The 11,104-nt window shown below is 50.8% G+C and carries 16 protein-coding genes; 10 read left to right on the top strand and 6 right to left on the bottom strand.

Annotation, left to right across the window (positions count from 1 at the left end; all coding sequences use genetic code 11):
- The first annotated feature begins 25 nt into the window (after positions 1-25).
- From rplQ to F3J30_RS22270, 4 genes are all read left to right on the top strand, one after another.
- Positions 26-412, top strand: coding sequence for a 50S ribosomal protein L17 (rplQ, locus tag F3J30_RS22285; protein ID WP_001216372.1), 387 nt, complete (start codon positions 26-28; stop codon positions 410-412).
- Positions 413-519: 107 nt separating this feature from the next.
- A complete protein-coding gene (locus F3J30_RS22280) occupies positions 520-888 on the top strand; it encodes a DUF1992 domain-containing protein (protein WP_166718599.1) in 369 nt (122 codons plus the stop codon).
- A gap of 2 nt (positions 889-890) precedes the next feature.
- A complete protein-coding gene (gene zntR, locus F3J30_RS22275; RefSeq protein ID WP_014072056.1) occupies positions 891-1,316 on the top strand; it encodes a Zn(2+)-responsive transcriptional regulator in 426 nt (141 codons plus the stop codon).
- A 57-nt stretch (positions 1,317-1,373) separates the two neighbouring features.
- Positions 1,374-1,589, top strand: a complete 216-nt coding sequence (locus F3J30_RS22270) for an alternative ribosome-rescue factor A (RefSeq protein WP_166718598.1) — start codon at positions 1,374-1,376, stop codon at positions 1,587-1,589.
- Here F3J30_RS22270 and mscL read toward each other — a convergent pair whose 3' ends face one another.
- From mscL to def, 5 genes are all read right to left on the bottom strand, one after another.
- On the bottom strand, positions 1,590-2,000 hold the full coding sequence (gene mscL / locus F3J30_RS22265) for a large-conductance mechanosensitive channel protein MscL (RefSeq protein ID WP_014072054.1): 411 nt from the start codon (positions 1,998-2,000) through the stop codon (positions 1,590-1,592). It lies immediately after the preceding gene.
- A gap of 146 nt (positions 2,001-2,146) precedes the next feature.
- On the bottom strand, positions 2,147-3,523 hold the full coding sequence (gene trkA / locus F3J30_RS22260; RefSeq protein ID WP_013099016.1) for a Trk system potassium transporter TrkA: 1,377 nt from the start codon (positions 3,521-3,523) through the stop codon (positions 2,147-2,149).
- A 21-nt stretch (positions 3,524-3,544) separates the two neighbouring features.
- Positions 3,545-4,831: a 16S rRNA (cytosine(967)-C(5))-methyltransferase RsmB gene (gene rsmB, locus F3J30_RS22255; RefSeq protein ID WP_166718597.1), complete on the bottom strand. Its 1,287-nt coding sequence runs from the start codon at positions 4,829-4,831 to the stop codon at positions 3,545-3,547.
- A gap of 52 nt (positions 4,832-4,883) precedes the next feature.
- Positions 4,884-5,831, bottom strand: a complete 948-nt coding sequence (fmt, locus tag F3J30_RS22250) for a methionyl-tRNA formyltransferase (protein ID WP_166718596.1) — start codon at positions 5,829-5,831, stop codon at positions 4,884-4,886.
- A 23-nt stretch (positions 5,832-5,854) separates the two neighbouring features.
- Complete coding sequence (gene def / locus F3J30_RS22245) at positions 5,855-6,364, bottom strand: peptide deformylase (protein ID WP_014072050.1); 510 nt, start codon at positions 6,362-6,364, stop codon at positions 5,855-5,857.
- A gap of 127 nt (positions 6,365-6,491) precedes the next feature.
- On the opposite strand from def, the gene dprA reads away from it, so the two are divergent.
- From dprA to F3J30_RS22215, 6 genes are read left to right on the top strand one after another with little or no spacing between them, the layout of a single operon-like run.
- The gene (dprA, locus tag F3J30_RS22240; RefSeq protein ID WP_166718595.1) at positions 6,492-7,616 is read left to right on the top strand and encodes a DNA-protecting protein DprA; all 1,125 of its coding nucleotides are present in this window, start codon (positions 6,492-6,494) and stop codon (positions 7,614-7,616) included.
- Entirely contained in the window at positions 7,588-8,061 is a 474-nt protein-coding gene (gene smg, locus F3J30_RS22235) for a DUF494 family protein Smg (protein ID WP_014072048.1), read from the top strand. Before dprA ends, smg begins: the two co-directional genes overlap by 29 nt.
- 27 nt (positions 8,062-8,088) lie before the next feature.
- Positions 8,089-8,643 carry a type I DNA topoisomerase gene (locus F3J30_RS22230; protein WP_166718594.1) on the top strand — a complete coding sequence of 185 codons (555 nt, stop codon included), beginning with the start codon at positions 8,089-8,091 and terminating at the stop codon, positions 8,641-8,643.
- The gene (gene tsaC, locus F3J30_RS22225) at positions 8,636-9,208 is read left to right on the top strand and encodes an L-threonylcarbamoyladenylate synthase type 1 TsaC (protein WP_166718593.1); all 573 of its coding nucleotides are present in this window, start codon (positions 8,636-8,638) and stop codon (positions 9,206-9,208) included. Before F3J30_RS22230 ends, tsaC begins: the two co-directional genes overlap by 8 nt.
- Before the next feature lie 4 nt (positions 9,209-9,212).
- Entirely contained in the window at positions 9,213-10,031 is an 819-nt protein-coding gene (gene aroE / locus F3J30_RS22220; RefSeq protein WP_041162295.1) for a shikimate dehydrogenase, read from the top strand.
- Positions 10,028-10,276: a DUF1488 domain-containing protein gene (locus F3J30_RS22215; RefSeq protein ID WP_014072044.1), complete on the top strand. Its 249-nt coding sequence runs from the start codon at positions 10,028-10,030 to the stop codon at positions 10,274-10,276. Before aroE ends, F3J30_RS22215 begins: the two co-directional genes overlap by 4 nt.
- On the opposite strand, the gene F3J30_RS22210 is transcribed toward F3J30_RS22215, so the two are convergent.
- A complete protein-coding gene (locus F3J30_RS22210) occupies positions 10,252-10,806 on the bottom strand; it encodes a gamma carbonic anhydrase family protein (protein ID WP_166718592.1) in 555 nt (184 codons plus the stop codon). The two genes, F3J30_RS22215 and F3J30_RS22210, sit on opposite strands and share 25 nt — an antisense overlap.
- Between the last annotated feature and the right edge of the window lie 298 nt (positions 10,807-11,104).

Genomic DNA, 11,104 nt, shown 5'->3' with positions numbered 1-11,104 from the left:
AGGTTTTACTGAGAAGGATAAGGTCATGCGCCATCGTAAGAGTGGTCGTCAACTGAACCGCAACAGCAGCCATCGCCAGGCTATGTTCCGCAACATGGCAGGTTCACTGGTTCGTCATGAAATCATCAAGACGACCCTGCCTAAAGCGAAAGAGCTGCGTCGCGTAGTTGAGCCGCTGATTACTCTTGCCAAGACTGACAGCGTTGCTAATCGTCGTCTGGCATTCGCCCGTACTCGTGATAACGAGATCGTGGCAAAACTGTTTAACGAACTGGGTCCGCGTTTCGCGAGCCGTGCAGGTGGTTACACTCGTATTCTGAAGTGTGGCTTCCGTGCAGGCGACAACGCTCCGATGGCTTACATCGAGCTGGTTGATCGTTCTGAATCGAAAGCAGAAGCTGCTGCAGAGTAATCTGTAGTAACGTAAAAAGACCCGCTTCGGCGGGTTTTTTTATATCCGCTGCATCCCCACTTCTCTACAATAGTTGTATCTTTTCTGTTCATCCCCTGGAGTTCATTATGTGGTTGCTCGACCAGTGGGCAGAACGCCATATTTGCGATGCCCAAAGAAAAGGTGAGTTCGACAACCTTCCTGGTGTCGGTGCTCCGATAGCGCTGGATGACGATTCTCATGTCGCGCCTGAATTACGCTCCGGTTATCGTTTACTGAAAAATGCCGGTTGCTTACCCCCGGAACTTGAGCAGCGTAAAGAGGCTGTAGAACTTGTCGATTTGTTGAAAGGCATTCGCAAGGACGATCCCCGACATCCTGAAATTAGCAGGCGCCTGGCCTTGATCGAATTGAAACTGCGCCAGGCAGGAATGAATACTGATTTTCTGCACGGCGAGTATTGTGAACGGCTGATGCACAAAATGAATGAGGAGTAGTTATGTATCGTATTGGTGAACTCGCAAAGCTTGCTAACGTTACACCGGATACTATTCGTTATTACGAAAAGCAGCAGATGATTGACCATGAGGTGCGCACGGAAGGCGGGTTCCGTCTTTATACCGATAATGACCTACAGCGTCTCCGGTTTATACGTTACGCGCGGCAGCTTGGTTTTACCCTTGAATCCATCCGCGAGCTTCTATCGATCCGCATCGATCCGACACATCATACGTGTCAGGAGTCGAAGAGCATTGTTCAGGCCAGACTGGATGAAGTAGAAGAACGGATCCAGGAGCTTCAGACAATGCAGCGATCCCTACAGCGCCTGAATGATGCCTGCTGTGGTACGGCCCATAGCAGCGTCTATTGCTCGATCCTCGAGGCACTCGAACAGGGCGCAAGTGGAGAAACACAGGGGTGTTGATTTTTAGTACGCTCAGGTCTAGACTCCGGTCGACTTAAACCATACTCAGGAGAAATTATGAGTCGCTATCAGCATACGAAGGGGCAAATTAAAGACAATGCCATTGAAGCCCTGCTCCATGATCCGCTTTTCCGGCAGCGGGTAGAGAAAAACAAAAAGGGGAAAGGAAGTTATCTGCGTAAAGGCAAACATGGCAATCGGGGTAACTGGGAGGCCAGTGGCAAGAGAGCAAATTGCTTTTTTACCACTGGCCTTCCTGTTTTTAGCTTCTGATTAAGAACGGTTATTTTGTTCTTTTAACAGGTCGCGGATTTCGGTCAACAATACTTCTTCTTTCGTTGGAGCAGGTGCTGCTGCCGGCTCTTCTTTTTTACGGTTAAGCTTGTTGATAAGCTTGATCGCCATAAAAATAGCAAACGCGACAATCACAAAATCGAAGATGTTCTGGATGAAAACACCGTAATGCATCACAACCGCCGGGACATCACCCTGTGCATCCCGCAGCGTAACGGCGAACTGTTTAAAATCTATGCCCCCGATTAATAACCCTAAAGGTGGCATAATAATGTCGGCTACCAGAGATGAAACGATCTTACCGAACGCCGCACCAATAATGACACCCACAGCCAAATCCACCACATTCCCGCGCATCGCAAATTCGCGAAACTCTTTAATAAAACTCATTATGTTCTCCTTGTGCCAGCTGACGATTATAAGTTTAACAAATGATTAGCTAATTTCCATTGGTGATAAATAATCGTTATGAAAAATTAAAGGCATATTAATAAGAGGGTTAATGTCCGGGCGCCCTTTAAAGAGCACCCGAATCATTACAGGAAGAATGGACTTGGCTGGAATAAACGTTCGACGTCGGTAATAAACTTTTTATCGGTAAGGAACATAATGACATGGTCGCCTTGCTCGATACGCAAATTATCATTGGCGATCATGACATCGTTGCCGCGTACCACCGCTCCAATTATGGTGCCTGGCGGTAATTTAATTTCATCAATCGCCCTGCCTACCACGCGCGAGGTTGTTTCATCACCGTGTGCAACGGCTTCGATAGCCTCAGCGACACCACGACGAAGAGATGAAACGCCAACGATGTCAGCCTTACGAACGTGGCTCAGCAGCGCAGAAATAGTGGCTTGTTGTGGTGAAATCGCAATATCGATCACACTTCCCTGAACCAGATCGACATAGGCCCGGCGCTGAATCAGCACCATTACCTTTTTGGCTCCCATCCGTTTTGCGAGCATGGCCGACATGATATTCGCTTCATCATCGTTGGTGACGGCAATAAACAGATCAACTTGATCAATATGTTCTTCGGCCAGCAACTCTTGATCCGACGCATCACCATAAAACACAATCGTGTTCTGTAACTTTTCAGCGAGCTCAGACGCACGTTGTTGATCGCGTTCGATCAACTTCACGCTGTAGTCCTTTTCAAGCCGACGTGCCAGGCCCGCGCCGATATTACCGCCACCGACGAGCATAATGCGTTTGTACGGCTTTTCGAGACGCTGAAGCTCACTCATCACCGCGCGGATATGCTGAGAAGCGGCAATAAAGAAGACTTCATCACCGGCTTCGACAATGGTCGAGCCTTGTGGACGAATCGGCCGGTCATGGCGGAAAATCGCCGCTACACGCGTGTCGATATGCGGCATATGCTCGCGCATCGTCGAAAGTGCATTACCAATCAGTGGGCCACCGTAATAGGCTTTAACCACGGCAAGGCTTACTTTTCCTTCCGCGAAGTTCACGACCTGGAGTGCGCCAGGGTATTCGATCAGGCGGTAAATGTTGTCGATGACCAGTTGTTCTGGCGCAATAAGATGGTCGATCGGAACCGCTTCAGAATTAAACAGTTTTTCCGCGTCACGGACATAATCCGGAGAGCGGATACGCGCAATCCTGTTTGGCGTGTTAAAAAGCGAGTACGCAACCTGGCACGCAACCATATTAGTTTCGTCCGAACTGGTTACCGCAACCAGCATATCGGCATCATCTGCACCGGCTTCGCGAAGCACTCGTGGGTGTGAACCGTGGCCTTGTACAACCCGAAGGTCAAACTTATCCTGCAAAACGCGCAGTCGATCGCCATTGGTATCGACAATTGTGATGTCGTTATTCTCACCAACAAGGTTTTCGGCCAGCGTTCCGCCGACCTGTCCTGCACCCAGAATGATTATCTTCATATCTTGCAGCCTGTTCTCACATCACTCTTTGATTAGCTTAGCGTAAAAGAAACCATCGCCTTCTTCAGCACCAGGCAAGTTTTGCAGACCAGGGCGCTCTGGCGTACCTGTGCCATGCAGTGAAGCATTTGGGGTACGTTTCAGGAATGCCGCGATCTGCTGACAGTTTTCTTCCGGAAGAACTGAACAGGTCGCATACACCAGCGTCCCGCCAGATTTCAGATGTGGCCAAACCGCATCGAGAATTTCGGCTTGCAGCTGGGCAAGTTCGTTGATGTCACGATCGCGACGCAGCCACTTGATGTCCGGGTGGCGGCGAATCACGCCTGTAGCCGAGCAGGGGGCATCCAGCAAGATGCGATCGAATTGTGTATCACCACACCATTCAGCTGGCTTGCGTCCGTCACCTTGTTTGACCTGCGCCTTTAGCCCTAAACGTTTCAGGTTGTCATAGACGCGAGAAAGACGCTGCTCGTCGACATCAACAGCCAATACACTGGCTTGCGGGGCAACTTCGAGAATATGAGTCGTCTTACCCCCAGGTGCCGCACAAAGGTCGAGGATCTTCTCACCATTTTGGGGCTCAAGCCATGTCATGCAGCCCTGAGCAGAGGCATCCTGAACCGTCACCCATCCCTCTTCAAAACCCGGTAACGCATGTACTGGTGCCGGGGTTTCTAAACGTACGGCATCAGGGTAGGCATCATGCGTAAATCCGTTCATACCAGATTCTTTCAGCAGGGCAAGCCACGCATCACGGGTATGATGATTACGGTTGACGCGTAACCACATAGGAGGACGCTGGTTATTGGCCCCGGCGATGTCCTGCCACTGCTGTGGATACGCTTTTTTAAGACGATTAAGCAGCCACGACGGGTGTAGGTACTGATTCTCGGTCCGGGCAAATTCGGCCAGTAGTTCTTCTTGCTGGCGCTGGAACTGGCGTAGCACTCCGTTGATCAATCCTTTCAGTTGCGGACGTTTAATGGCAACGGCGCCTTCTACCGTTTCTGCCAGTGCAGCGTGAGGCGGGATACGGGTATGAAGCAGCTGGTAGAATCCAACCATAATCAGGTAATGCACGGTGCGCTGCTTTCCTGTCATCGGGCGTGACATCAGCTTGTTAATCAGCCACTCAAGCTGGGAAAGGGTGCGCAGGACACCAAAGCACAACTCCTGAAGCAGTGCTTTGTCTTTGTCCGAAACTTTCTGTTGAAGTGGCGGCAGCACATTGCTCAGCGACTGCCCTTGCTCAACCACTTGTTCGACGGCCTGCGCCGCCATACTGCGTAGATTTTGTTTTTTCATAGCCGTAAAAATAAAAATGCCCGGAAACACCGGGCCTTAAGGATAAATTTTCTCAGGCAAGACGTTTGCCGGGGATAAACCATTCGCGACGGGAATTTAACAGATCCTGGACACTCATCGCTTTCTTACCCGCAGGCTGGAGCGACTCAAGGTTCAAAATACCTTCTGCCGTTGCAACCTGGATGCCCTGCTTGTTCGCATCGAGGATTGTACCAGGCTCTGCGCTTGAGTGACCCTCAATGACGGAGGCTTTCCAGACTTTTACTGGCTGATCATCGATCATTACCCAGCTCATCGGCCACGGGTTAAATGCTCGAATGCAGCGTTCAAGCTGAGCGGCCGACAATGACCAGTCGATCTGAGCTTCTTCTTTGCTCAGCTTTTCGGCATAGGTGACCAGCGCTTCGTCCTGAACTTCAGGCTGTGCCGTATTATCCGCAAGCTGTTGCAGTGTCTCGATGAGCCCCTGAGGGCCAAGTTCCGCCAGCTTGTCGTAAAGCGTTGCGCTGGTGTCTTCTGCGGTAATCGGGCAGGCGAGTTTATACAGCATGTCGCCAGTGTCTAAACCTACGTCCATCTTCATAATAGTGACGCCAGTTTCAGCATCACCTGCCCACAAAGAACGCTGGATAGGCGCCGCACCGCGCCAGCGAGGCAGCAGAGAGCCGTGCACATTTACACAGCCCAGGCGAGGCATATCAAGAACAGCTTTTGGCAGAATTAAACCGTAAGCCACCACCACCATGACGTCGGCATTGAGATCGGCAACAAGTTGCTGATTTTCATGCGGACGTAAAGATGCTGGCTGGAATACAGGTAATCCGTGCTCTTCTGCCAGCACTTTTACCGGGCTTGGCATCAGCTTTTTGCCGCGGCCAGCCGGGCGATCCGGTTGCGTAAATACACCCACAACCTGGTGGCCAGAAGATAACAGCGCGTCGAGATGACGCGCTGCAAAATCAGGAGTTCCTGCGAAGATAATACGTAGCGATGTAGACACGTTATTCCTTGTATCCCGGGATGTTATGCACGAGAGCGCATACGATCCAGTTTCTCTACTTTCTGGCGAATGCGCTGTTGTTTCAGTGGCGAGAGGTAATCGATAAACAGTTTACCGACCAGGTGATCCATCTCATGCTGAATACAAATCGCCAGCAGTTCGTCAGCTTCCAGCTCGAACGGATTACCGTCACGATCCAGAGCGCGAATTTTCACTTTTTCGGCACGTGGCACTAAAGCACGCTGTTCTGGAATGGACAGACAGCCTTCCTCGATACCTGTTTCTCCACTCTTCTCGAGCAGTTCAGGGTTGATCAGCACCAGACGGCCATCGCGATTTTCAGAGACGTCAATCACGATAATACGCTTGTGAATGTCAACCTGCGTAGCCGCCAGGCCAATGCCTTCTTCGGCGTACATGGTATCGAACATATCATCGACGATACGCTGAATTTCTGCATTCACTTCTTTTACCGGTTCAGCGACGATGCGAAGGCGCTCGTCCGGAATATGTAACACTTGCAAAACTGCCATAAATTTCCAGAGTCGTATTCAGGAGTTGATAAGAATATTACCTCTATTCTAGACAAATCCCCCATCGATTGACAGCATCAGTGACCAATCGCAATGATTGCGGAGGCTGCTTATGGCAGGGAAAAGGATGACGTCTACAGAGATATGGTTACGGCTGATCAACACGACAACACTGTGCGGTGATGCAATGCTAGAAGCCGCCGCGTACCTGCTGCGCCAGACAAATATTGATGGTGTTACTATCAAAGGCGCAGGGCTGTCGGTTAAGCAGGCTGAGCGTTTTTTTGCACTCGGCGAGGCTGAGCTTGAGCGGAGCCTGATTTGGCTTGAGCAGCCTGGTCATTGCCTGCTGCCCGCGGATGATCCCCGATATCCACCATTACTTCGAATGATACCGGATTACCCCGGTGCCATATTCGTTAAAGGATATGTTGAGGTACTCAATAATATTCAACTGGGAGTTGTGGGGAGCCGTTCGCCGTCCTGGTATGGTCAGCGCTGGGGAAAGCTCTTGTGTGAGCAACTGGCACAATGTGGTTTCACGATAACCAGCGGGCTGGCCTGTGGGATTGATGGTGTCGCTCACCGTGCAGCGCTGGAGGTTAAAGGAAGCAGCGTGGCGGTGCTGGGCAATGGCCTTTTCAGTATTTATCCGCGCAGGCATCTTTCCCTTGCCGATCAACTGATTGAGGGCGGCGGGGCTGTTATTTCTGAGTTCTCCTTATCAACATCTGCCTGGCCCGGTAATTTTCCTCGTCGTAACCGCATTATAAGCGGGTTGAGCCTCGGGGTTTTTGTGGTTGAGGCGGCCTTACGTAGCGGTTCGCTTGTTACCGCCAGATGTGCGCTGGAGCAGGGCCGTGAGGTTTTTGCTCTGCCGGGGCCAGTAGGGAATCCCGGGTGTGAAGGGCCGCACTGGCTGATAAAGCAGGGCGCAACGCCAGTGACATGTACAGAGGACATTCTGGAAAATTTGCGATATGGGCTGCACTGGCTTCAGGGGGAAGCCGAAAAGCGACAATATTCATCAGATCAGGAGGAGGTGGCATTGCCATTTCCCAAGCTCCTGGCTAACGTAGGAGATGAGGTAACACCTGTTGACGTTGTCGCTGAACGTGCCGGCCAACCTGTGCCAGTAACGGTAGCACAGCTACTCGAACTGGAGTTAGCAGGGTGGATCGCAGCTGTACCCGGCGGCTATGTCCGATTAAGGAGGGCAAGCCATGTTCGACGTACTGATGTATTTGTTTGAGACTTATATCCATAACGAAGCAGAAATGCGAGTGGATCAGGACAAATTGACACGGGATCTTACCGATGCGGGATTTGAGCGGGAAGATATTTATAATGCGTTGATGTGGTTAGAGAAACTGGCTGATTATCAGGAAGGCCTTGCCGAACCGATGCAGCTTGCTTCCGATCCACTGTCTGTTCGCATCTATACAGCTGAAGAGTGTGAAAGGCTGGATGCCAGCTGCCGGGGATTTATTTTATTCCTTGAGCAGATTCAGGTGCTAAACCTCGAAACGCGAGAAATGGTGATAGAGCGCGTCATGGCGCTGGATACGGCAGAATTCGAACTGGAGGACCTCAAGTGGGTGATTCTGATGGTTCTGTTTAATATCCCGGGCTGTGAAAATGCCTATCAACAAATGGAAGAATTACTCTTTGAAGTGAATGAAGGTATGCTGCACTGATTCAAAGGTGCAGCACCAAGAGTTGTTATGGCCAAATCAGCACTATTCACGGTGCATAAAAATGAGCCCTGCCCGCAGTGCGGGGCTGAACTTGTCATTCGGTCCGGGAAACACGGTCCGTTTCTCGGTTGTTCACACTATCCGGAATGTGATTATGTCCGTCCCCTGAAAAGCCAGGCGGATGGGCATATCGTTAAGATTCTGGAGGGGCAGTTATGTCCTGTCTGTGGGAGTGAGTTAGCCTTGCGACAAGGCCGCTTCGGTATGTTTATCGGATGCAGCCACTACCCTGAATGCGAACATACAGAACAAATTGATAAACCAGATGAAACGGCAATCGCATGTCCACAATGTCAGAATGGACAGTTGGTTCAGCGCCGTTCCCGTTTTGGTAAGACCTTCCATTCTTGCGATCGCTATCCTGAATGCCAGTTCGTTATCAATTTCAAACCGGTAGCGGGGGTCTGCCCTCATTGCGACTATCCGTTACTAATAGAGAAGAAAACTGCGCAAGGCTTAAAACGTTTCTGCGCCAGTAAACAATGTGGAAAGCCGGTTGCGGCGGATCAAACCAGTGAATAATAACCTGCCATCAGGCTCCATTGCGTATGCAGTGGACGTACTGAAAAAAGAAGAAGTCATCGCTTATCCAACAGAAGCTGTATTTGGGGTCGGTTGCGACCCTGACAGCGAAACGGCTGTGGGCCGTCTGCTTGAGCTGAAACAACGGCCTGTCGAGAAAGGGCTGATACTGATTGCAGCAAATTACGAGCAACTCAAACCCTATATAGATGATTCCATGCTGACGTCCGCACAGCGGGAAACCATCTTCTCCGCATGGCCTGGCCCTGTGACCTTTGTTTTCCCGGCGCAGCCGACAACACCGCGCTGGCTAACCGGGCGTTTTGATTCCCTGGCCGTTCGTGTAACAGATCATCCGCTGGTGGTTGAGCTATGTCTGGCGTTCGGTAAACCTTTGGTGTCGACCAGCGCAAACCTGACCGGATTGCCACCTTGCAGGACTTCTGAAGAAGTGCTGGCGCAATTCGGGGATGATTTCCCGGTGGCTGTTGGTGAAACAGGCGGGCGCCTGAATCCCTCTGAAATCCGCGATGCTTTAACCGGCGAACGTTTTCGCCAGGGGTAATATGATGGAAACTTATGCCGTTTTTGGAAATCCGATTGCTCACAGCAAATCACCGCTGATTCATCAGCAGTTTGCTGAACAATTGCAGATAGACCATCCCTATGGCCGGGTACTGGCCCCAGTCGATGCGTTTGTTGCAACGCTGAATGCCTTTTTTGATGCGGGTGGTAAAGGTGCGAATGTCACCGTTCCCTTTAAAGAAGAAGCTTTTGAGCGAGCGGATGAACTTACTGAGCGAGCTTCTCTTGCTGGCGCAGTGAATACGCTTAAACGGCTTGAGGATGGGCGTTTGCTGGGTGATAACACTGACGGGATTGGGCTGTTGAGCGATCTGGAAAGGTTGTCATTTATAAAGCCAGGCTTCCGGGTATTGCTGATTGGTGCAGGTGGTGCATCACGCGGCGTGTTGCTGCCTCTGCTCTCTCTGGACTGTTCCGTAACCATTACTAACCGTACTTTCTCCCGTGCCGAAGAGTTAGCCGCATTGTTTGCGCATACAGGCAGTGTGAGTGCTGTCGCGCTGGATGATTTGGCGGAGCATGAGTTCGATCTGGTGATTAATGCAACCTCGAGCGGTATTGGCGGAGAAGTCCCTGCTATTCCTGCTTCGCTGGTGAGCGCCCATCTCTTTTTCTATGACATGTTCTACCAGAATGGAAAAACACCTTTCCTGAACTGGTGCGAACAGCATGGCGCAAAACACCTGGCTGATGGTCTTGGAATGCTGGTGGGGCAAGCGGCCCATGCCGTGTTGCTTTGGCATGGCGTGTTGCCAGCGGTCGAGCCTGTGATTGAGAAGCTGAAACAGGAACTGTCCGCGTGAATCAGGCCATTCACTTTCCCGACAGAGAAATCTGGGACGAGGAAAAACAAGCCGTTTGTTTCCCGGTACTGGTGCATGGGATGCAGTTGACCTGTGCAATCAGTAAGGACGTGTTGCTGGAACGCTTTGGCGGTACTCAGGCAATGGACGTATTTTGCGAAAATCGCTGGGACCTTGAAGAGGAAGCCAGCGATTTAATCCGCGACCAGCAGGAAGATGATCAAGGCTGGGTCTGGATATCCTGATCTAAATAGTCATTCTTCCATTTTACGTAGTTGTTCGCAGAGTATTTCAATCCTTCCATTTCCGCCTCTGTTAAGGGGCGGATCTGTTTTACCGGGCTGCCTAAATAGAGATAACCGCTTTCGAGTCGTTTATTTTGCGGGACCAGGCTGCCGGCGCCAATCATCACATCATCTTCTACAACTACGCCATCCAGCAGGACTGAACCCATACCGACCAGAACCCGGTTGCCTATCGTGCAGCCGTGGAGCATCACTTTATGGCCAACGGTGACCTCTTCTCCGATGATAAGGGGATTGCCATCAGGGTTATACGAGGATTTGTGGGTTACATGCAGAACGCTGCCGTCCTGAATATTGGTGCGGGCACCTATCGCAACATAGTTAACGTCTCCCCTGATCGCAACGAGCGGCCAGATGCTGACATCGTCCGCCATTCGCACATCGCCGATGACAACACTGCTGGCATCGATCATCACGCGATCGCCTTTCTGGGGGAACAGATCTTTATAAGGACGCAGTACAGCTGACATATCTACCTCTATTAATAAACGCTACACAGAAGACTTTGATCGTATTTATGGATCGAGGCAAGGCCAAAATGCGTCAATATTTAAGCAAATCGGGTGGGATTTCAGCGAAAAGAGTGGAAAAGCAGCAGTCAGAAAAAAAGATCTAAAAAACGCTTGTGCTAAAAACTGGGATCCCTATAATGCGCCTCCATCGACACGGCGGATGTGAATCACTTCACAAACAACCCGGTCGGTTGAAGAGAAAAAATCCTGAAATAACGGGTTGACTCTGAAAGAGGAAAGCGTAATATACGCCACC

Origin of the sequence: Enterobacter sp. Tr-810, from assembly GCF_011752765.1 — a bacterium.
GTDB lineage: Bacteria > Pseudomonadota > Gammaproteobacteria > Enterobacterales > Enterobacteriaceae > Enterobacter > Enterobacter soli.
This window is presented reverse-complemented; position numbering and strand designations above follow the sequence as displayed.

Coding starts and splice junctions, on each gene's coding strand:
- F3J30_RS22230 (WP_166718594.1), top strand. CDS start 8,089: ATGGCCAAATCAGCACTATTCACGGTGCATAAAAATGAGCCCTGCCCG.
- F3J30_RS22210 (WP_166718592.1), bottom strand. CDS start 10,806: ATGTCAGCTGTACTGCGTCCTTATAAAGATCTGTTCCCCCAGAAAGGC.
- trkA (WP_013099016.1), bottom strand. CDS start 3,523: ATGAAGATAATCATTCTGGGTGCAGGACAGGTCGGCGGAACGCTGGCC.
- def (WP_014072050.1), bottom strand. CDS start 6,364: ATGGCAGTTTTGCAAGTGTTACATATTCCGGACGAGCGCCTTCGCATC.
- rplQ (WP_001216372.1), top strand. CDS start 26: ATGCGCCATCGTAAGAGTGGTCGTCAACTGAACCGCAACAGCAGCCAT.
- aroE (WP_041162295.1), top strand. CDS start 9,213: ATGGAAACTTATGCCGTTTTTGGAAATCCGATTGCTCACAGCAAATCA.
- F3J30_RS22280 (WP_166718599.1), top strand. CDS start 520: ATGTGGTTGCTCGACCAGTGGGCAGAACGCCATATTTGCGATGCCCAA.
- zntR (WP_014072056.1), top strand. CDS start 891: ATGTATCGTATTGGTGAACTCGCAAAGCTTGCTAACGTTACACCGGAT.
- mscL (WP_014072054.1), bottom strand. CDS start 2,000: ATGAGTTTTATTAAAGAGTTTCGCGAATTTGCGATGCGCGGGAATGTG.
- F3J30_RS22270 (WP_166718598.1), top strand. CDS start 1,374: ATGAGTCGCTATCAGCATACGAAGGGGCAAATTAAAGACAATGCCATT.
- rsmB (WP_166718597.1), bottom strand. CDS start 4,831: ATGAAAAAACAAAATCTACGCAGTATGGCGGCGCAGGCCGTCGAACAA.
- dprA (WP_166718595.1), top strand. CDS start 6,492: ATGACGTCTACAGAGATATGGTTACGGCTGATCAACACGACAACACTG.
- smg (WP_014072048.1), top strand. CDS start 7,588: ATGTTCGACGTACTGATGTATTTGTTTGAGACTTATATCCATAACGAA.